Origin of the sequence: Sphingomonas tagetis (genome assembly GCF_024211275.1) — a bacterium.
In the GTDB taxonomy this organism is placed as follows: domain Bacteria; phylum Pseudomonadota; class Alphaproteobacteria; order Sphingomonadales; family Sphingomonadaceae; genus Sphingomonas; species Sphingomonas tagetis.
Genome location: NZ_JAMLDX010000002.1, coordinates 316,896 through 335,804 on the forward strand (window position 1 = coordinate 316,896; position 18,909 = coordinate 335,804).

Annotated in this window: 24 protein-coding genes; 8 read left to right on the forward strand and 16 right to left on the reverse strand. The window is 68.6% G+C overall.

Going from position 1 to position 18,909, the window contains the following annotated elements; all coding sequences use genetic code 11:
• The first annotated feature begins 5 nt into the window (after positions 1 to 5).
• Positions 6 to 938, forward strand: coding sequence for a DUF2171 domain-containing protein (locus M9978_RS04155; protein WP_254291596.1), 933 nt, complete (start codon positions 6 to 8; stop codon positions 936 to 938).
• Between the two features lie 69 nt (positions 939 to 1,007).
• Here M9978_RS04155 and M9978_RS04160 read toward each other — a convergent pair whose 3' ends face one another.
• Both M9978_RS04160 and ypfJ read right to left on the reverse strand, forming a co-directional pair.
• Positions 1,008 to 1,472 carry a GreA/GreB family elongation factor gene (locus M9978_RS04160; protein ID WP_254291597.1) on the reverse strand — a complete coding sequence of 155 codons (465 nt, stop codon included), beginning with the start codon at positions 1,470 to 1,472 and terminating at the stop codon, positions 1,008 to 1,010.
• Positions 1,473 to 2,366, reverse strand: a complete 894-nt coding sequence (gene ypfJ, locus M9978_RS04165; protein WP_254291816.1) for a KPN_02809 family neutral zinc metallopeptidase — start codon at positions 2,364 to 2,366, stop codon at positions 1,473 to 1,475. It abuts the gene before it with no gap.
• A gap of 138 nt (positions 2,367 to 2,504) precedes the next feature.
• Here ypfJ and M9978_RS04170 point away from each other — a divergent pair, with 138 nt between their 5' ends.
• Genes M9978_RS04170 through M9978_RS04180 form a run of 3 tightly spaced genes read left to right on the forward strand, consistent with a single transcriptional unit; the run spans position 2,505 to position 5,266 of the window.
• On the forward strand, positions 2,505 to 3,290 hold the full coding sequence (locus tag M9978_RS04170; RefSeq protein ID WP_254291598.1) for a 3-hydroxybutyrate dehydrogenase: 786 nt from the start codon (positions 2,505 to 2,507) through the stop codon (positions 3,288 to 3,290).
• A 1-nt stretch (position 3,291) separates the two neighbouring features.
• On the forward strand, positions 3,292 to 3,906 hold the full coding sequence (locus M9978_RS04175) for a DUF4893 domain-containing protein (protein ID WP_254291599.1): 615 nt from the start codon (positions 3,292 to 3,294) through the stop codon (positions 3,904 to 3,906).
• 52 nt (positions 3,907 to 3,958) lie between these two features.
• Positions 3,959 to 5,266 (forward strand): amidohydrolase, encoded by a 1,308-nt coding sequence (locus M9978_RS04180; RefSeq protein ID WP_254291600.1) that lies wholly within the window; start codon positions 3,959 to 3,961, stop codon positions 5,264 to 5,266.
• A 42-nt stretch (positions 5,267 to 5,308) separates the two neighbouring features.
• On the opposite strand, the gene M9978_RS04185 is transcribed toward M9978_RS04180, so the two are convergent.
• The 3 genes from M9978_RS04185 to M9978_RS04195 all read right to left on the reverse strand — a co-directional run bounded on the left by M9978_RS04185 (position 5,309) and on the right by M9978_RS04195 (position 7,077).
• The gene (locus tag M9978_RS04185) at positions 5,309 to 5,890 is read right to left on the reverse strand and encodes a hypothetical protein (RefSeq protein WP_254291602.1); all 582 of its coding nucleotides are present in this window, start codon (positions 5,888 to 5,890) and stop codon (positions 5,309 to 5,311) included.
• 57 nt (positions 5,891 to 5,947) lie between these two features.
• A complete protein-coding gene (locus M9978_RS04190; RefSeq protein WP_254291603.1) occupies positions 5,948 to 6,202 on the reverse strand; it encodes a hypothetical protein in 255 nt (84 codons plus the stop codon).
• Between the two features lie 128 nt (positions 6,203 to 6,330).
• Entirely contained in the window at positions 6,331 to 7,077 is a 747-nt protein-coding gene (locus M9978_RS04195; protein WP_254291604.1) for a Bax inhibitor-1/YccA family protein, read from the reverse strand.
• Positions 7,078 to 7,195: 118 nt separating this feature from the next.
• Between M9978_RS04195 and thpR the strand changes: the two genes are divergently transcribed.
• The gene (gene thpR / locus M9978_RS04200) at positions 7,196 to 7,723 is read left to right on the forward strand and encodes an RNA 2',3'-cyclic phosphodiesterase (protein ID WP_254291606.1); all 528 of its coding nucleotides are present in this window, start codon (positions 7,196 to 7,198) and stop codon (positions 7,721 to 7,723) included.
• Between the two features lie 6 nt (positions 7,724 to 7,729).
• Here thpR and M9978_RS04205 read toward each other — a convergent pair whose 3' ends face one another.
• The 6 genes from M9978_RS04205 to M9978_RS04230 all read right to left on the reverse strand — a co-directional run bounded on the left by M9978_RS04205 (position 7,730) and on the right by M9978_RS04230 (position 12,120).
• Entirely contained in the window at positions 7,730 to 8,320 is a 591-nt protein-coding gene (locus M9978_RS04205; protein ID WP_254291607.1) for a superoxide dismutase family protein, read from the reverse strand.
• 68 nt (positions 8,321 to 8,388) lie between these two features.
• Positions 8,389 to 9,117 carry a hydroxyacylglutathione hydrolase gene (gene gloB / locus M9978_RS04210; protein ID WP_254291609.1) on the reverse strand — a complete coding sequence of 243 codons (729 nt, stop codon included), beginning with the start codon at positions 9,115 to 9,117 and terminating at the stop codon, positions 8,389 to 8,391.
• Positions 9,114 to 10,157 carry an NAD(P)H-dependent flavin oxidoreductase gene (locus M9978_RS04215; protein ID WP_254291611.1) on the reverse strand — a complete coding sequence of 348 codons (1,044 nt, stop codon included), beginning with the start codon at positions 10,155 to 10,157 and terminating at the stop codon, positions 9,114 to 9,116. The genes gloB and M9978_RS04215 overlap by 4 nt, the downstream gene beginning before the upstream one ends.
• Positions 10,157 to 10,609, reverse strand: coding sequence for a VOC family protein (locus M9978_RS04220; protein ID WP_254291612.1), 453 nt, complete (start codon positions 10,607 to 10,609; stop codon positions 10,157 to 10,159). Before M9978_RS04220 ends, M9978_RS04215 begins: the two co-directional genes overlap by 1 nt.
• A 51-nt stretch (positions 10,610 to 10,660) precedes the next feature.
• Complete coding sequence (locus M9978_RS04225; protein ID WP_254291614.1) at positions 10,661 to 11,398, reverse strand: hypothetical protein; 738 nt, start codon at positions 11,396 to 11,398, stop codon at positions 10,661 to 10,663.
• Entirely contained in the window at positions 11,395 to 12,120 is a 726-nt protein-coding gene (locus M9978_RS04230; RefSeq protein ID WP_254291615.1) for an alpha/beta fold hydrolase, read from the reverse strand. Before M9978_RS04230 ends, M9978_RS04225 begins: the two co-directional genes overlap by 4 nt.
• 54 nt (positions 12,121 to 12,174) lie before the next feature.
• Between M9978_RS04230 and M9978_RS04235 the strand changes: the two genes are divergently transcribed.
• Both M9978_RS04235 and M9978_RS04240 read left to right on the forward strand, forming a co-directional pair.
• Positions 12,175 to 13,068 (forward strand): tyrosine recombinase XerC, encoded by an 894-nt coding sequence (locus M9978_RS04235; protein ID WP_254291617.1) that lies wholly within the window; start codon positions 12,175 to 12,177, stop codon positions 13,066 to 13,068.
• Positions 13,069 to 13,098: 30 nt separating this feature from the next.
• Positions 13,099 to 13,608, forward strand: coding sequence for a GAF domain-containing protein (locus M9978_RS04240; RefSeq protein WP_254291618.1), 510 nt, complete (start codon positions 13,099 to 13,101; stop codon positions 13,606 to 13,608).
• Here M9978_RS04240 and M9978_RS04245 read toward each other — a convergent pair.
• The 4 genes from M9978_RS04245 to rsmI all read right to left on the reverse strand — a co-directional run bounded on the left by M9978_RS04245 (position 13,575) and on the right by rsmI (position 16,564).
• Positions 13,575 to 14,174: a DedA family protein gene (locus M9978_RS04245; protein WP_254291619.1), complete on the reverse strand. Its 600-nt coding sequence runs from the start codon at positions 14,172 to 14,174 to the stop codon at positions 13,575 to 13,577. The genes M9978_RS04240 and M9978_RS04245 overlap by 34 nt on opposite strands.
• 33 nt (positions 14,175 to 14,207) lie before the next feature.
• A complete protein-coding gene (gene gshB, locus M9978_RS04250; RefSeq protein ID WP_254291621.1) occupies positions 14,208 to 15,164 on the reverse strand; it encodes a glutathione synthase in 957 nt (318 codons plus the stop codon).
• Positions 15,165 to 15,216: 52 nt separating this feature from the next.
• Complete coding sequence (locus tag M9978_RS04255) at positions 15,217 to 15,570, reverse strand: YraN family protein (RefSeq protein WP_254291623.1); 354 nt, start codon at positions 15,568 to 15,570, stop codon at positions 15,217 to 15,219.
• Positions 15,571 to 15,730: 160 nt separating this feature from the next.
• Positions 15,731 to 16,564, reverse strand: a complete 834-nt coding sequence (gene rsmI / locus M9978_RS04260; RefSeq protein ID WP_254291625.1) for a 16S rRNA (cytidine(1402)-2'-O)-methyltransferase — start codon at positions 16,562 to 16,564, stop codon at positions 15,731 to 15,733.
• Positions 16,565 to 16,575: 11 nt separating this feature from the next.
• Here rsmI and M9978_RS04265 point away from each other — a divergent pair, with 11 nt between their 5' ends.
• Positions 16,576 to 17,769: a penicillin-binding protein activator gene (locus M9978_RS04265; protein ID WP_254291627.1), complete on the forward strand. Its 1,194-nt coding sequence runs from the start codon at positions 16,576 to 16,578 to the stop codon at positions 17,767 to 17,769.
• On the opposite strand, the gene hemW is transcribed toward M9978_RS04265, so the two are convergent.
• The gene (gene hemW / locus M9978_RS04270; RefSeq protein WP_254291629.1) at positions 17,766 to 18,893 is read right to left on the reverse strand and encodes a radical SAM family heme chaperone HemW; all 1,128 of its coding nucleotides are present in this window, start codon (positions 18,891 to 18,893) and stop codon (positions 17,766 to 17,768) included. The two genes, M9978_RS04265 and hemW, sit on opposite strands and share 4 nt — an antisense overlap.
• Between the last annotated feature and the right edge of the window lie 16 nt (positions 18,894 to 18,909).

Consider the following 18,909-nt stretch of genomic DNA (forward strand, 5'->3'; position numbering starts at 1 on the left):
TCCCAGTGGGCTATGATCGATATCCGCGCAACGACCGTGACGACAGCTGGCGTCAGCGCGAAGACGGCGAGGTTGGCCGTGACTATGGCTACAGCGCCGAATATGGCCGCTCCAGCGCGCGCGACTATGCCGTCGCCGGCGAGTTCGGCCGGGGCCGCGACCCGTATCGCGGGCGCAGCGACTATTATGGCGTCCCCACCGGCCGCGAAGAGGGCCGCTTCGGCAACCGCAACTGGGACCGCGGCGACGATCGCGGCTTCGGCGGCGGCGACCGGGGCCTGCCCAACAGCCGTTGGGACGATCCGCGCCGCGCCGCGCCGAGCCGCGGCGGCTATGACCGCCGGCCCGAGGGTTACAGTTATCAGGACCGCGACTTCTTCAGCCGCGCCGGCGACGAGGTCCGCTCATGGTTCGGCGACGAGGAAGCCGAGCGCCGCCGCGAGCAGGATGCCCGTTACGACGCGCGCCACGGCAATCAGGACCGCGACCGCGACGACCATTATTATGGCTGGCGCAGCCGCCAGATCTCCGATCTCGACCGCGATTATGACGAATATCGCCGCGAGAATGCCGCGCGCTTCGAGAATGAGTTCAGCAACTGGCGCACCGAGCGTCAGGGCCAGCGTTCGTCACTCTCCCGCGTCACCGAGCATCAGGAAGTAATCGGCTCGGACGGTCAGCATGTCGGCACCGTCGACAAGGTGCGCGGCGACCGCATCGTGCTGACCAGGAGCGATGCCGATGCCGGCGGCCACCATCATTCGATCCCGTCACGCTGGATCGAGTCGGTCGACGACAACCGCGTGACGATCCGCAAGACCGCCGACGAGGCCAAGGCGGCGTGGAAGGACGAGGAACGAAGCGGCGCGCTGTTCGGCGAACAGGGCGACCGGAGCGGCCCCCACTATCTCAACCGGAGCTTTTCGGGCACATATTGAGGCCTCCCAAGCAGGCCACCTCACCGCGGCCGCACGAGGGTCCGGACGGCAACGTCCGGACCTTTCGTTTTACGGGATCGGCCCGGTCGCGATCACCTCGACCGCATCCTCGCGCCCGTTGAATTCGACCATCTCGCCCGGCTCCGCTCCCATCAGCGCGACGGCGAGCGGCGCGGTGAAGACGATGCGGTCGGCCGCCGGGTCGGCTTCGTCTGCACCGACGATATCGATCTGCCGCTCGCGCCCGTTCAGCCTGAAGCGCACGCGCGAGCCGAAGGCGACGCTGTCCTCGCCCGGCACCGGCGCCAGATCGGCCGTAGTCTGCCGCGTGTGCCAGTAGCGCAGGTCGCGCCGCACCGCCTCGCGCGTCTCGTCGCTCTCCGCCGCCGCCAGATCGGCCTCGAGCGCTGCGATCCGCGCCCCGATGAGCGCCAGTCCGCGCGCCGTCACCAGATTGGCGCCGGGCGGGATCGGCAGCTCGAACTTGGGTTCCTTGTGCTCCTCGTCGCTTTCCCGGCGAAACGCCACGCTCATTCAGATCGCCCCGCTGAACGTGTCGCACTGCGCCGGATCGCCGGTTTCCAGCCCGCGGCGCAGCCATTTCTGGCGTTGCGCCGAGGTGCCGTGGGTGAAGCTCTCGGGCACGATCGTCCCCTGCGCCTGTTTTTGCAGCGTATCGTCGCCGATCGCATTGGCGGCGCGCATCCCTTCCTCGATGTCGCCGGCCTCCAGCCGGTCCTTGTTCCGCGCCGCCCACACGCCGGCATAGCAGTCCGCCTGCAGCTCGACGCGCACCGACAGCGCATTGCCCTCGGCCTGACTCATCTGCCGCTGGTCCTGCCGCACGCGCTCCATCGTACCGGAGACGTTCTGGATGTGATGTCCGACCTCATGCGCGATCACATAATGCTGCGCGAAGTCGCCGACCGCGCCGAAGCGGCTCGACAACTCCTTGAAGAAGCTCGTGTCGAGATAGACGCCGCGATCCGCCGGGCAATAGAACGGCCCCGCCGCCGCCGTCGCCGAGCCGCAGCCCGACTGCACGCCGCCCTGATAGAAATTGAGGATCGGCGCCGGATATTGCTCGCCCTGCGCCTTGAACAGCGTGGTCCAGGTCTGTTCGGTGCTGGTCATCACGCGGCACGCCTGCAGTTCCTCGGGCGTGTCGCACGCCTTGCTCTGGCTGACCTGCGGCCCGCTCGACGAGGGCGCGCCGCCGCCGGTGAGCAGCCCGCCGCCGCCGCCGAACGCCATGAACGCCGCCACCGCGATGCCGATCAGCGCGATCGTGCCGCAGCCCATCCGGCTGCCGAGCAGCATCGGCAACAACCCAAGCAGGATGTTGCCCCCGCCGCCGAACCCGCCGCCGCCACTGCCGGAGCCGAGGTCGCGGACATTTTCACTGGGATCGAGATCGTCGAGGCGCATGGCCATTCCCTTTCATTCGTCATCCGCAACAATGCCCGAGACGGCCAGACGTTGCACGCCGATTCCGGTCGTCTCCCTTGGCCATTGCCCTTGGTCGCGGCGCAGGCCAATGATGCCGGCGCAATCGCGGGAGTTCGCATGTTTCTCAAGGGCAAGTCCGCCATCGTCACCGGCTCGACCTCGGGCATCGGCCTTGCCATCGCCAAGGCGCTGGCGGCGGAGGGTGCGAGCGTCATGATCAACGGCTTCGGCGACGCCGGCGCGATCGAGGCGGAACGCGCGGCGCTCGAAGCGGCGAGCGGTGCGAAGGCGCTGTACGACGGCGCCGACATGAGCAAGCCCGATGCGATCTACGCGATGGTCGATCGCTGCCATGCCGAGCTCGGCGGCCCCGACATCATCGTCAACAATGCCGGGATCCAGCATGTCTCGGCGATCGAGGACTTCCCGGTCGAGAAATGGGATGCGGTGATCGCGATCAACCTGTCCTCCGCCTGGCACATGATGCGCGCCGCGGTGCCACACATGAAGGCGGCGAAATGGGGCCGCATCATCAACACCGCGTCGGCCCACAGCCTCGTCGCCAGCCCCAACAAATCGGCCTATGTCGCCGCCAAGCACGGCGTCGCCGGGCTGACCAAGACGATCGCGCTCGAGACCGCGACGCATGGCGTCACGGTCAACTGCATCTCGCCCGGCTATGTCTGGACCCCGCTGGTCGAGAACCAGATCCCCGACACGATGAAGGCGCGCGGCCTCACGCGCGAGCAGGTGATGAACGACGTCCTCCTCGCCGCGCAGCCGACCAAGAAATTCGTGCTGCCGGAACAGGTCGCCGCGCTGGCCGTATTCCTGTGCAGGGAGGAAGCGAGTGCGATCACCGGCGCGAACTATTCGATGGATGGCGGCTGGACGGCGGCCTGAGATGAAGATCGCCCTTCCCCTCCTGCTCGCCCTCAGCCTCGCCGCCTGCGCCAGGGGCGGCGCGCTCGACACCGTCAGCCCGCCCGAGACGCGCTGGCGCGCGATCACCACCGAGCAGGACCGCGACCGGCTGCGCAACTGGCGCAAGGCGTGGGTCGAGGCACTGCCCAGGGCACGCGCCGTCGATGCCGTCGCGATCACCGCGGGCGGCGCGCTGTTCGAGCCCGATCAGGCGCTGGGCAACGCGATGCCGCCGGCCGGCGACTATAAATGCCGCACCTTCAAGCTCGGCGCCAAGCGGCCCGGCCTGCGCGATTTTACCGCCTTCCCCTGGTTCGGCTGCCGCGTCGGCCGTGCAGGCGACGTGCCCGCACTGGTCAAGCTCGACGGGTCGCAGCGGCCGATGGGACGGCTCTATGCCGAGACCGATGCGCGCGTCATCTTCCTCGGCACGCTCGAGCTGGGCGACGAGAATGTCCCGCTCGAATATGGCCTCGATGCCCAGCGCGACATGGCCGGCTATGTCGAGCGGATCGGCACGACGCGCTGGCGGCTGGTGCTGCCCTGGCCGTCGTTCGAATCGCAGCTCGACGTGATCGAGCTGGTCCCGGCCTGAACGGCGCGGTTGGTCGTTGCCGTTGGGGTAAGGGCATCATAGGCTGGCGGCCATGAAGACGACCCTGATCGCCGCCGCTGTGAGCATTCTCGCCTTGTCCACTTCCGCCCAGGCCGACCCCGTCCGCGACGCGACCGCGAAGGAGCTGCCTTCGCTGATGACGCTCTATCGCGACCTCCACGCCAATCCCGAGCTCAGCCTTGCCGAGGTCAAGACCGCGGCCAAGCTGGCGGCGGAGGCGCGCAAGGCGGGCTATACCGTGACCGAGAAGGTCGGCGGCCATGGCGTCGTCGCGGTCATGAAGAATGGCGACGGCCCGGTGATCCTGATCCGCGCCGACATGGACGGGCTGCCGGTGACCGAGGAAACCGGCCTGCCCTTCGCCTCCAAGATCCGCGGCAAAACGCCCGAGGGGGTCGAGACCGGCATCATGCACGCCTGCGCGCACGACACGCATATGGCTGCCTGGGTCGGCACACTGCGCAACCTCGCCGCGATGAAGAGCCAGTGGAAGGGCACCGTCGTCATGGTCGCCCAGCCCGCCGAGGAAAGCAGCGCGGGCGCGCTCGCGATGCTCAACGACGGGCTCTACACGCGCTTCCCCAAGCCAGACTACGCCATCGCCTTCCACAACAGCGCGGCCCTGCCCGCCGGCACGATCGGCATCCGCTCCGGCCCGACCTTCGCCAGCGTCGATTCGGTCGACATCACCGTCAAGGGCATGGGCGGGCACGGCGCCTATCCCGCGACGACGAAGGATCCGATCGTACTCGGCGCACGCATCGTCTCGGCGCTGCAGACCCTGGTCAGCCGCGAGGTCGATCCGCTCGAATCCGCGGTGGTGACGGTCGGCAGCTTCCAGGGCGGGACGCGCCACAACATCATCCCCGAACAGGCGCTGCTGCTGCTCACGGTCCGCGCCTACACGCCCGAGGTGCGCAAGCAGCTGCTCGACGGCATCGCGCGCATCGCCAAAGGCGAGGCGATCGCGGCGGGTGCGCCGGAGCCGGTGGTCAAGGTGCGCGAGCCCTTCACCCCGCCCACCGTCAGCACCGACGCTTATGCCACGCAGCTCAAGACGCTGTTCACCGCGCGCTTCGGGCCGGAGCGCGTACAGGATATCGCGCCGACCATGGCGGGCGAGGATTTCGGCCGCTACCACATCGCCGATCCGTCGGTGCAGAGCGTGATCTATTGGGTCGGCGGCGTGCCCAAGGACAAATGGGATGCGGCGCAGGCCAATGGCGGCAAGGGGCTGCCCTCGCTCCACAGCTCGAAATGGGCGCCCGATGCCGAAGCCGTGATCGGCACCGCCGCGGAGGCGATGACCGCGGCAGCGCTGGACGTGCTGAAGCGGTAGGCGTTCCAATTCCTCCCCGGACGGCGAGGAATGAAAAGGGTCCTATTTGCCCACGCCAACCCCGACCAGCGCCGGCGTCGCCGCCAGATAGGGCACCGATGGCTTGTCGATCACCGCCACGCGCCCGACATTCTGCGCCGCGATCGAGCGCGTGAACGAGCGTGGCTTCTTGATCAGCTTCTTGTCGATCGTCACGCGCAGCCCGGAGCGGCGCATCGCCTCGGCGACGAAATGCACGCAATTGCGGTTGTTGACGTTGTAGCTGTTGCCGCCCTTGGTGTTCCACTCGCTCACCAGCCGCACCACCGCATCATATTGCTCGTCGCTGATCGGCGTCGCGAAGTGCGCGAGGCTCTTGGCGACATAGCCCTTGGTGGTGAGGTCGATCTTGCCCGGCACGCTGCCGAGCAGGATCGCGGGGGTCACCGCCTTGGCGGTGAAGCCATAGCTCAGCCGCACTGGCCCGCCACCGCGGTCGGGAACCCCGTGAATCGTGAAGAAGGCGTGCGGGAAATCGCCGCCATTCTCATAGGACCAGAAGGTGATGGTGACGCGCGCCTGGGCCGGCAGGGCGGCGAAGACGAGCAGCAGAAAGGGGGCGAGGCGGGCGATCCGTCGGAGCATGCGCTTCCCCTACTGGACCGCCCGCCTCGCGAGCAAGTGTTCGAATTGCGTGCCTGATCAGGCGTCGTTCTGGCGCGCCTGTTCCTTCGCCAGCGCCTTTTCCTTCTCGGCGTCATAGCCCGAAGATTCGGGCGGCTCGTGCGAATGCACCGGCTGGGTCGTCGCGGGCGGATCGGAGGCATCCATCGATTCGTCCAGCGCGCGGTCGAGCCGCGCCTGTTTGCTCTCCGGATTTTTCTCCAGCCGTTCCTCGATCGAGGCGTCCGTGCCGGCGTCGCCGCGTTTGACTTCAGTGCTCTGGTCGTCGGACATCGGTCTAACTCTCCAATATGTCCGATGAAAACGCGCCACCACGACCGGCGTTCCGCTTCGCATGTGCAACGAAAAAGGCCCGGCGGTTTCCCGCCGGGCCTTCCCGTATTTCAGCGATCCTGCCGCGATCAGTCGCGGCTGCCGATCAGGCTCAGGATGAACTGGAACATGTTGATGAAGTCGAGATACAGGTTCAGCGCGCCCATGATCACGGCCTTGCCGACCATGTCGGTGCCCGCGACGTACTGGTACATGCTCTTGATGCGCTGCGTGTCATAGGCGGTGAGGCCCGCAAAGATCAGCACACCCGCGATGCTGATGATCAGCGACAGCACGCTCGACTGGGTGAAGATGTTGATGATCGACGCCACGATGATGCCGATCAGGCCGACGATCAGGAAGCTGCCGAAGCCCGACAAATCCTTCTTCGTGGTGTAGCCATAGAGGCTAAGGCCCACGAAACCGGCGGCCGCCGCGAAGAACGCCTGCGCGACCGAGGTGCCGGTGTAGCGCAGCAGCAGCGTCGAGAGCGACAGGCCCATCAGCACCGTGAACGCCCAGAACATGACCTGCAGCGTGCCGGTCGAGAACTTGTTCTGGCCAAAGCTCATCGCGAACACGATCGCCAGCGGCGACAGGATGATCAGCCACACCAGCGGCCCGCCGCTGGTGAACACCGAGTAAGCGACCGAAGTCTCGCCGCCCCAGCTGAACAGCAGCGCGACGATGCCGCTCAGCAGCACGCCCGAGGCCATATAGTTGTAGATCGAAAGCATGTAGGACCGCAGCCCCGCATCATACGCGGCGTCAGCGCGCGTACCTGCGGCCGTCGCGAACGGCGCGGCGGTCGTTTGGGGGTCAGACCAGTTAGCCATCACAAACTCCTTTGCCCGGCGAATTCCACCGGATGAGACCGAATATCATGGTTTGCCCGACCCATTTCAAGGAAAACCGGCATCGCGGTCTCTGACATTAACGGTTAAGAGCGCCACCATGCACCGGCTGTTCGTTGCACTCCGCCCGCCACGCGAGATCCGCGAGCATTTGCTGGCCGTCATGGGCGGCGTGCCGGGCGCGCGCTGGCAGGACGAGGACCAGCTCCACCTGACGTTGCGCTTCATCGGCGAAGTCGACCGCCGCACCGCCGAAGACGCCGCCACGGTGCACGCCGCGCCGCTCGACCTGCAACTCGCCGGCTGCGGCATGTTCGACACGCGCGGCAAGCCCAACGCGATCTGGGCCGGCGTGACTCCGCGCGAGCCGCTGGCGGCGCTCCACCGCAAGGTCGATCAGGCGCTGGTCCGCGCGGGCCTCGAACCCGAGCGGCGCGCCTATCTGCCGCACATCACGCTGGCGCGGCTGGCCGGATCGGCCGGTCCCGCCGACCGTTTCCTCGCCGACCATGCCGCGCTCACCAGCCCGGTCTTCCGCATCCAACACATGACGCTCTACGAAAGCAGCCTCGGCCATGGCGGCGCGATCTACGAGCCGGTCGAGCGCTATGCCCTGACCGGCGCGTGACCTGACTCAGCTCGCCGCGAACACCCCGCAGGCGATGCGGTCGCCGCTGTCGCCCGACGGATCGGTCTTCTGGTCGTCCGCCTTGGCATGGACCACGAACGCCGCGCCGTCATCGTCGAGCAGTTGCGCCAGCGTGCCCGACTTGAGTTTGAAGTTGAGGCTGCCGGTGCCGTCATCGGCCACGGTCAAATTGGGCATGTCACCGGCATGCGCGCCCTTGGGATTCTCCAGGCCATGCTCGGTCGAACCGGGATTCCAATGGCTGCCCGCAGTCGTGAATTTCGGCCCCTCGCACTTGCCGGTCATATGGACATGAACGCCATGCGCGCCCGCCGGAATGCCGGTAACCGACACAGTGATGGCGAGACCATCCGCCGCCGGCGTGGCGGTCGCGGTGCCCGCCGCGGTGCCGTCGGCCAGTGCCAGCGCGGCGGTTGCGCCTTCTGCACCGGCGGTCTCGTTGCCCATCGCTTCATTCTCGATCGGCAGCGCCTCATTCGTCACCGGCTCGGCAACATTCGGAAGCGGGGTCGTCGTGCCGCCGCATGCTGCGGTCGCGAGCGCCAGTCCCACAAGGACGCATCCGTTTCGAATCATGTCCGGCTCTCCTGCAAATGAACGTTCAGAATGAACGTGCCCGCGCTATCGTTCCGCCCCCGGGTGGATCAACCGCGAAAATGGTCCTTCGCCGTCCGCCGTTCGGCCAGCTGGGTGACGCTCGTGGCCCGCATGAACGGGTTTGTCGCCCGTTCCAGCGCGATCGTCGTCGGCACAGTCGGCAGGCCCTGCGCGCGCATCCGGTCGACCTCGGCCATGCGCTCGGCGAGCTCTTCATTGTCGGGCTCCGCCACCAGCGCATAGCGCCCATTGCTCTGCGTATATTCATGCGCGCAATAGACCGCGGTCTCCCCGGGAAGCGCCGCCAGCCGCTGCATATTACCGAACATCTGTTCGGCCGTCCCCTCGAACAGCCGCCCGCAGCCCATCGCGAACAGCGTGTCGCCGACGAACAGGATCGAGTCATCGGCCAGATGATAGGCGATATGCCCTGCGGTATGCGCCGGCACCTCGATCACCCGCGCCGCATGCGCGCCCAGCATCACAACGTCGCCTTCACCCACCAGCCGGTCGGCGGTCGGAATCTTCGCCGCCTCCGCCGCCGGCGCGATGACGGTCGCGCCGGTCGCCTCCTTGATCGCCGCGTTGCCGCCGGTGTGGTCCGGGTGCCAATGCGTGTTCCAGATCACCGAGATCGTCCACCCGCGCGCCTGCGCCGCCGCCAGCACCGGCTCGGCCTGCGCCGGATCGACCACGACCGTCTCGCCCGAGGCGTCGTCATGCGCGAGCCAGATATAGTTGTCGCTCAGCGCGGGAATGCGGACCACTTCGATCATGCCGTCTCCTCTAACACCCTCAACGCCGCCTCGGCCAGTTGCCGCGTCAGGTCGCGCGCCGGCATTTCCCGCGCCAGCGCCGCGCTCTGCCCCGCCCAGAGCGGCCCGAAATCGGCCCGAGACCGCGCCTGCAACGGCGCCAGCGCCGACGCCGCATGGGGAAAGGGCGGCGCGTCGGCATGAATCGGTCCCAGCGCATCGATCAGCCGGTTGCGAAAGCCGCGCGCCGGGCGCCCGGTCAGCAAATTGGTGAACACCGTCTCCGCATCGGTCCCGAGCAGCGCGCGATGCGCCGGCGGGATCAGGCTTTCGGGACAGGCGAGATAGGCGGTGCCGATCTGCACCGCGCTCGCCCCTGCGGTCAGCGCCGCGGCGATCGCCTCGCCGTCCGCGATCCCGCCCGCGGCGATCACCGGCACATTGACCGCCTGCGCAAGCTGTCGCACCAGCGCGAGCAGCCCGACCGGCCGATGCGCGTCGAGAAACCAGCCGGAATGCCCGCCCGCCTCATCGCCCTGCGCGATGATCGCGTCGCAGCCCTGCCCCGCCAGCCACTTGCCCTCCGCCAAAGTCGTGGCGTTGCCAATGATCCGCGCCCCGCTCGCCCGCACGCGATCGACCAGCGCCGCGTCGGGCAAGCCGAAATGAAAGCTGACGAAATCGGGCCGCGCCACCTCGACCGCCCCGGCCATCGCCGCGTCGAAAGGGCGCCGCAGCGGCGGCGGATCGCCCGCATCCTCGATCCCGAACTCGTCGTAAAATGGCTTGAGCAACGCCCGCCAAGCGCGCTCGTCGGGCGCCGGCGCCAGCACATGGCAGAAGAAATTGAGGTTGAGCGGCCCCTCGGCGCGCGCCCGCACCTCAGCCGCCTGCGCCACCACTTGCTCCGGCGCCAGCAGCGCGCACGGCAGCGAGCCGACCGCCCCGCCCTCGATCGCCGCCACCGCCAGCTCGATCCCGCTCGCGCCCGCCATCGGCGCCTGCACGATCGGCACGCGCGCGCCGCTCAGCTCGAGGAAGCGGCGGTCGCGCCAGTCCATTACCAGACGCCGGTGTTCGGCATCGACGCCCAGGGTTCGGCGGGTTCCAGATAGCCGTCCTGTAACAGCTCGACCGAAATCCCGTCGGGGGTCCGCACGAACGCCATATGCCCGTCGCGTGGCGGGCGGTTGATCGGATAGCCCGCATCCATCAGCCGCTGGCAGGTCGCGTAGATATCGTCGACGCGATAGGCGAGATGCCCGAAATTGCGCCCGCCGCCATAGGTCTCGCCGGGGCTGCCATCCTCGGGGGGCCAGTTATAGGTCAGCTCGACCTCGGCACTCGCACGCTCGCCATCCGCCCCGATATCGCCGGGCGCGGCGAGGAAGATCAGCGTGAACCGCCCCTTCTCGCTCTCCATCCGGCGCACCTCCTTGAGCCCCATCAGCTCGAGAAAGCGGATCGTCGCATCGGGATCGGTGACGCGGATCATCGTGTGGAGATAGTTCATCGGGGAGCCTCGCCTGGTTCGCACCACAGATAGGATGCGTTTCGCGAGAGTCTATTCCGCCGCGCCCTCGAATTGCTTGAGCGCCGCACGCGCCGCCGCTGCCGGCTCCGAACCGGGCGCCAGGCTCACCGCCTTCGCCCATGCCGCCTTGGCTCCTGCCTCGTCGCGCGCAAAGGCGGCGATGTTGCCCGCCTCCAGCTGCACCGAAGGGTCGTCGCCCGCCAGCTCGATCGCCGTCGCGATATGCCGTCTGGCCAGCGGCACATCGCCCATCCGCCGCGCCAGCGTCGCCGAGAGCAGCCACGCCATCGGGTCCGCCGCGGCCTTCACTACCGCCACGTCGAGGTCCTGCCGCGCGCCCTGCTGATCGCGCATCGCCACACGCGAGCGCGCCCGGTCGAGATGCGCCTCACCCAGTTCGAGTCCGGTCAGTACGCCGGTCGCCAGCGCGGCATCGAGCGCCGCACGCGCCTTGGCCGGATCCTTGGCGGCGAGCCAGGCATTGCCCGCCTGCGCCCAATATTTGCCCGAGCGCACGTCCTTCGCCACCTCGGCCTCGCGCGCCGCCGCCTCGAACGCGCCCGCCGCACTCTCCCAGCGTCCAACCCTGGCATAGGCCATGCCGCGGCACTGCTGCGCCAGGAAGCCGCCGCCGGCCAGCTTCCAGCGCTCGGCCTCGGCGATCGCCGCTTCGGGATCGCCCGTCGCAGCCTCGACGCAATTTTCCCAGCGCTCGCGAGCAGGCGACGGCGGCCCCGCGACTTGCGCGAGCAATAGCAACAGGATCATCCCATACTCACATCTTCGAGCGCCCGCAGGATCAACGCGATGTCCTGCGGCCGCGACAGCCGGTGGTCGCCGTCCTTGACCAGCCATGTCTGCACATCGTCTGAACGCAGCAGCCCGGCGAGCGTCACGCTGCGCTCCCACGGCACGTCGGGGTCGCGCTGGCCGTGGATCAGGCGCGCCGGGATCGGCAGATCGATCGGCCCGTGCATCAGCCGGTTCGCCTCGCCCGATGCCCAGAAGCCGCGCGTGGTCACGGTCGGCTCAGGCGAATATTGCGACTCTTCCTCCAGCCGCCCCTCGCTCAACAGCACCATCTTCTGCTCCGCCGTGAAGCCCCAGTCGGTGAAGTCGGGCGCGGCCGCGATCCCGACCATGCCCACCACTCGCTCCGGCCGCGCCAGCGCGGCGAGCAGCATGATCCACCCGCCCATCGACGATCCGGCCAATACCACCGGCCCCTCGATCACCCGGTCGATCATCGCCAGCGCATCGTCGCGCCAGCTCGCCAACGTTCCGTCCTCGAACGCGCCCTCGCTTTCGCCGCACCCGGCATAGTCGAAGCGCACGAACGCCCGCCCTGTCTCCCGCGCCCAGGCTTCGATCGCCACCGCCTTGCTGCCGCTCATGTCGCTGGCATAGCCGGGCAGGAACAGGATCGTCGGGCCGTTGCCGGGGCTGTGGTGAAAGGCGAGGCGCGCGCCGCTGCTGTCGATATGGCTCATCCACGCGCTCTTAGCCGATTCGCGACGCCGTTGAAGCGTGCTACCACCCACGCGATGGACGAGCGCCCCCTGCCCCTGCTCTTCGCCGAACATCTTGCGCGCGACCGGCGGCGCTCGGTGCATACGGTACGCGCCTATGAGGCGACGGCGGTGCGGCTGATCGCCTTTCTCAGCGGCCATTGGGGCGAGCCTGTGTCGCGCGAGGGGCTGGCCAAGGTCACCGCCGCCGACCTGCGCGCCTATCTCGCGAGCCGCCGGACGAACGGCCTCACCAACGCCTCCGCCGCACGCGAGCTGTCCGCCGTCCGCGCCTTCCTCACTTTCGCCGGCGGCGAGAACAGCGACATCCCCCGCCTGCGCGGCCCGCGCGTCAAAAAGGGCATCCCCCGCCCGGTCTCCCCCGAAGAGGCCATCGCACTCGCCGAGGAAGTCGCCGAGGACGCCAGCGAGCCGTGGATCGCCGCGCGCGATCTCGCCGTGCTGCTGCTGCTCTATGGCGCCGGGCTGCGCATCGGCGAGGCGATGGCGCTCACCGGCGCGATCCTGCCCTTGAGCGAGACGATCCGCGTCACCGGCAAGCGCGACAAGACCCGCATCGTGCCCTTGCTCCCGCAGGTGCGCGCGGCGATCGAGGACTATGTCCGCTGCTGCCCCTATGGCACCGCCCCCGGCGAAGCGCTGTTCCGTGGCGCGCGCGGCGGGCCGCTGTCACCTGCGATCATCCGCCGCTCGGTCCGCGCCGCCCGCACCCGGCTCGGCCTCCCGCCGCGCACCACCCCGCACGCGCTTCGCCACAGCTTCGCCACGCATCTGCTTGGCCGCGGCGCCGACCTGCGCGCGCTCCAGGAGCTGCTCGGCCATGCCAGCCTCAGCTCGACTCAGATCTACACCGCCGTCGACGCCGCGCATCTGCTTGATATCTATCGTTATAGTCACCCGCGTGCGTGACATTCACGTGCGAACTGCTACGCTAGCGCAATGACCGACTGGACCCGCAGCCCGTTCGAACCCGACATCGCGCGCGTCCGTCGCATACCCGGCGTCGAGGCTATGCTGCGCGAGGTCTGCGCGCTGACGGGCATGGGCTTTACCGCGGTGGCGCGAGTCACCGACACACACTGGGTCGCGTGTCAGGTGCTCGACAAGATCGGCTTCGGGCTGGAGGTGGGCGGCGAACTCGATCTCAAGACCACGATCTGCGACGAGATCCGCCAGAGCGGCTGCCACGTCATCATCGATCACGTCACCGCCGACCCCGACTGGCGCACGCACCACACGCCCGCGCTCTACGGCTTCGAAAGCTACATCTCCATCCCGATCATGCGGCTCGACGGCTTCTACGGCACGCTCTGTTCGATCGACCCCGAGCCGTGCAGCGTCAAGCTGGCGACGATCGTCCCGCGCATGCAGGAAATGGCCGCCGAAATCGCCGCCGCGCTCGACGCCGAGGAAGCTCAGGCGCGCGGTCTCCAGGTGACGACCCTGTAGAGATAGCCGATCACCAGCCCCACCGTCATCGCCACCGCCACCGGCCCGACATAGTCCTGCAATTCCTCGAACTGCGAGCCGAGCAGCAGCCCGGCATAGGCGAGCACGCCGTTCCAGATCGCGCTGCCCAGGAACGTCGCCAGCAGGAAGCGCGGCAGCCCCATCTTGGCCATGCCGGCGGGCAGCGAGATCATCGTGCGGAAGGTCGGCAGGAAGCGGAACACGAACACCACCCACAGCCCGTGCCGCACGAAGAAGCGGTGCAGCTTCTCGACATCCTCCCAGTGCACCGTCAGCCAGCGGCCATGCCGGTCGACGAACGGCTTGAGCCGCTGGTAACCGATCCAGCGCCCGACCGCGTACCAGAAGACGTTGCCGACCGTGGTCCCCGCCGTGCCGATGATCAGCAGCGGCGTCATCGCCATGTCGCCGCGCGCAACCGCCATCCCGCCAAGGCCCATGATCACCTCGGACGGGATCGGCGGAAAGACGTTCTCGATCACCATCAGCAGGAAGATGCCGACATAACCGCCCCACGCGATCAGATTGAGGATGAATTCGGTCACTGGTGATGTTGAACCCGCAAGAGGACGAAAGGATCAGCCCTTTGCGGCAACCCGCGCTTCGATCGCGTCCCAGATCATGCCCGCGGTGTCGGTCCCGTTGAACCGGTCGATCGCGACGATCCCGGTCGGCGAGGTCACGTTGATCTCGGTCAGCCACTCGCCGCCGATCACGTCGATCCCGACGAAGATCAGCCCGCGCGCCTTGAGCTCCGGCCCCAGGGCAGCACAGATCTCCGCCTCCTTCGCGGTCAGCTCGGTCTTCGCCGCGGTCCCGCCGACCGCGAGGTTCGAGCGGATTTCGCCCTCGCCCGGCACGCGGTTGACCGCGCCGGCCACCTCGCCATCGACCAGCACGATGCGCTTGTCGCCCTTCGCCACGTCGGGAAGGAAGGCCTGCACCATGTGCGGCTCGCGATAGGCGGTGTTGAACACCTCGATCAGCGACGAGAGATTGGCGCCATCGCTGTCGATCTTGAAGATCGCCTTGCCGCCATTGCCGTGCAGCGGCTTGACCACGATCGCGCCATGCTTGGCGAGAAATTCCCGCGCTTCGTCGACGCTGCGCGTGATCAAGGTCGGTGGCATGAAGCGCGCGAAATCGAGCACCCACACCTTTTCCGGCGCATTGCGCACGCTGGCCGGGTCGTTGACCACCAACGTCTTGTCCGCGATCCGCTCGAGCAGGTGCGTTGCGGTGATGTACCCCAGGTCGAAGGGCGGGTCCTGCCGCATCAGCACGACGTCCGCCGCGTCGCCCAGATCGAGGCTGACCGGATCGCCGAAGCTGAAGTGGTTGCCCTGAACCCGCTGCACCGTCACCGGATGCGCGCGCGCCCACACCCGCCCGTCGGCGTAGTTCAGGTCATCGGCGGCATAATGGAACAACCGGTGCCCGCGCGCCTGCGCCGACAGCATCAGCGCAAAGGTCGAATCGCCCGCGATGTTGATCGAATCGAGCGGGTCCATCTGCACGGCAACGGTGAGGGGCATTGGCGATCCTTCGGCGGTGACGCTGCGCAGTTAGGGACGCGCGCACCGAATGTCACCCGATCCAGGCATTCTCGATATGCCGTGGTCTGACGCCCGGCGCGAGCAGCAGCACGTCGACGCGGATATCCTCCCCGTTCGTTGCATAGCGCGGCATCAGAAATTCCGCTGCCGCCGCGACCCGCGACAATCGCCACTCGTCGATCGCGAAGTCGAGTTCGGCGGCGGTCTTGCGCGCCTTGACCTCGACGAACGCGACCAATTTGCCGCGCTTCGCCACCAGATCGACCTCCCCCGCCGGCGTCCGCACGCGCCGGTCGAGGATTCGCCAGCCGCGCAGCCGCAGATACCAGGCCGCGCGCGTCTCGCCGTCTCGGCCCGATTGTTCGGCAGCGCGGCGGTCCCTCACGATCCTAAATCCTCCCCCGCCAGGGGGAGGTGGCGCGCGCAGCGCGACGGAGGGGGAGGAAGCCCCTCGTCAGCGATCTGGAATCCGCCCCCTTCGTCAGCCTTCGGCTGCCACCTCCCCCTGGCGGGAGAGGATTGAAGCAAGGGTCCGACCGCCGCAGTCACCCCTTCAATTCCATCGCCCGCGCGTACAGCGCCTTGCGGTCCAGCCCCAGCCGTTTGGCCACCTCGCCCGCGGCCTTCGACACCGGCAGCCGCGTCAGCGCCTCGGCCAGCGCGGCGTCGGCATCCTCCGCGCTCGCCGGCGCGGCCTCGCCCGGCGGCGCCACCACGATTACGATCTCGCCCTTGGGCGGCGCATCCGCGTAGCGCGCCGCCAGCTCGGCCAGCGATCCGGTCACGCATTCCTCGAACTTCTTGGTGATCTCGCGCGCCACCGCTGCCTCGCGGTCCCCCAGGCCCTGCGCCAGCGCGCTCAGCGCGCCCGACAGCCGTGGTCCGGATTCATAGAATACCAGCGTCGCGCGAATCCCCGCGACCTCGGCGATCGTCTCGCCACGCGCCTGCTGCTTCGATGGCAGGAACCCCATGAACAAGAACCGGTCGGTCGGCAGTCCCGCCAGCGTCAGCGCCGCGATCCCCGCGCACGGCCCCGGAATGGTCACCACCGCGTGCCCGGCCGCGCGCGCGTCACGCACCAGCTTGTAGCCCGGATCGGAGATCAGCGGCGTCCCTGCGTCGGACACCAGAGCCACCGCCTCGCGCCCCATCCGCGCCACCAGCCCCGGCCGCACCGCCTCGGCATTATGGTCATGATAAGGCGTCATCGGCCGCTTGGCACCGAGATGCCGGAACAGCCCGGCTGTCACACGGCTGTCCTCGACCGCAACGATATCGGCGTTCAGGAGTATTTGAGCCGCACGCGGGGAAAGGTCGCCGAGATTGCCGATCGGCGTCGCGACGATGTAGAGGCCGGGGGCAAGAACAGAATCCATTGGGGAACGTCATGGCAGAGGCAGCAGTCACACCGCAACGGGGCATCGCGTCGCTGCTTCGAGGCATCGTCGTCGCGGGCGCGCTGGCGGTGGCCGCTTGCGTCCGCCCGTCAGCGCCCCCGCCGGAGCCGGCCCGGCCCGGCCCTGCCCCCGTTCGCCCTGCCCCCGGCCCGGTCGGCCCCGGCCTGCCCGACGACGCCCAGCGCCACCGCGTCGCATTGCTCGTGCCGCTCACCGGCGCCAATGCCGGCGTCGGCCGCAGCCTCGCCAACGCGACGCAGCTCGCGATTCTCGACACCAAAGCCGAGGAAGTCCGCATCACCACCTACGACACCGCGCTCGGCGCCGCCGCCGCCGCGCAGCGCGCGCTCGCGGACGGCAATCAGCTGATCCTCGGCCCGCTGCTCGCCGAGGATGCGCGCGCCATCGCCCCGATCGCCCGCCGCGCGGGCGTGCCGGTGCTCGCTTTCTCCAACGACACCAGCGTCGCCGGCAACGGGACGTTCCTGATGGGTTATGCCCCGGCACAGTCGATCGAGCGCGTCGTCGACTATGCCCGCCGCAGCGGCGTGACCGACTTCGCCGGCCTCATGCCGACGGGCCTTTATGGCGAGCGTGCCAGCACGGCGTTCCTGCGCGCGGTCGAGGGGGCGGGCGGCAAGGTCACCGCGCTCGAAACCTATAATCGCGGCCCAGCCGCAATGAACGCCGCGATCGGCCGCCTGGCCCGCTCGCCCTTTCAGGCGGTGCTGATCGCCGACAGCGCGAGCGGCGCCGTCGCCGCGATCCCCGGCATCCGCCGCGCCAGCCCCGGCGCGCGCGTGCTGGGGCCGGAGCTGTGGAACAGCGATACCGGGATCGGCGGGATGACCGCGCTCAATGGCGCGTGGTTCGCCAGCGTGTCGGACACGCTCTACCGCACCTACGCCGCCAAATACCGCGCCCGCTTCGGTGCCTCACCTTATCGTCTCTCGACTCTCGGCTACGACGCGGTGCTGCTGACCGTGCGCGTCGCGCGCGACTGGCGCCCGGGCGACGTCTTTCCGACCGATCGCCTGAGCGACCGCGGCGGCTTCGGCGGTCTCGACGGTGCCTTCCGCTTCGGCCGCGACGGCATCGCCGAGCGCGCGCTGGAAGTGCAGGAAATCCGCGGCGGCACCACGGTGACGGTGTCACCCGCGCCGTCGAGCTTCGGAGGGCGCTAGGGCCGCACCACCTCGCGCAGGATCGCTTCGAGCACCGGCATGCCCGAAGCGGTCACGCGCAGCCAGCCGGGCGTGCGCTCGATCAACCCGTGCGATTGCAACCGGGCGACCGCGGCATCGTCCACATATGCCGCATCGATCCACGCCAGATCGACGCCCTCGGCCAGCCGTAAGCCCATCACCAGCGCTTCGGTGGCGCGCTGCGCGGGGGTGAGCGTCGTCTCTTCCTGCAATCCGCTGCCATGGCGCTCGACCGCGCTCAGCCAATTCTCCGGCTTCTTGTGGCGCAGCGTCGCATGTCCGGTCCGCCGCCCATGCGCGCCCGGCCCGACCCCGGCATAATCGGTGTAGCGCCAGTAGCTGAGGTTATGGCGGCTCTCCGCCCCCGGCCGCGCATGGTTCGACACCTCGTACAACGGCAGCCCGGCAGCGCCCGTCAGCGTCTGAGTCACGTCCCATAAATCCGCCGCCTCGTCCTCGCCGGGGATCGTCAGCTCGCCCTTCGCCGCCAGCGTCGCGAAGCGCGTCCCCGGCTCGATCGTCAGCTGATAGAGCGACAGATGCTCGGTCCCGAACCCCAGCGCCCGGCTCAGCTCCGCCTCCCAGTCCGCCACCGTCTGCCCCGGCCGCGCATAGATCAGGTCGAAGCTCACCCGCCCGAAATGGCGCTGCGCCGTCGCCAGCGCCGCCAGCCCCTCGTCCACCCCATGCGCCCGCCCCAGAAACCGCAGCGCGTCGTCATCAAGCGCCTGCAACCCCAACGACACCCGGTTCACCCCCGCCGCCGCCAGATCGGCGAACCGCGCCGCCTCGACCGAGGACGGGTTCGCCTCCAGCGTCACCTCGAGCCCTTCGACTGGCGCCCATGCCGCGCACGCCGCCTCGATCACCGCCGCCACTGTCTCGGGCGGCATCAGCGATGGCGTGCCGCCACCGAAAAAGATCGACCCCAGCCGCCGCCCCGGCAGCACCGCCGCCTCATGCGCGAGATCGGCGAGCAGCGCCTTGCGCCACGCAGCCTGATCCACCACCTCGCGGACATGGCTGTTGAAATCGCAATAGGGGCATTTGGACACGCAGAACGGCCAGTGGACGTACAGCGCAAGCGGTTGGGAATCGTTCATCGCCCGCGCGCTATGG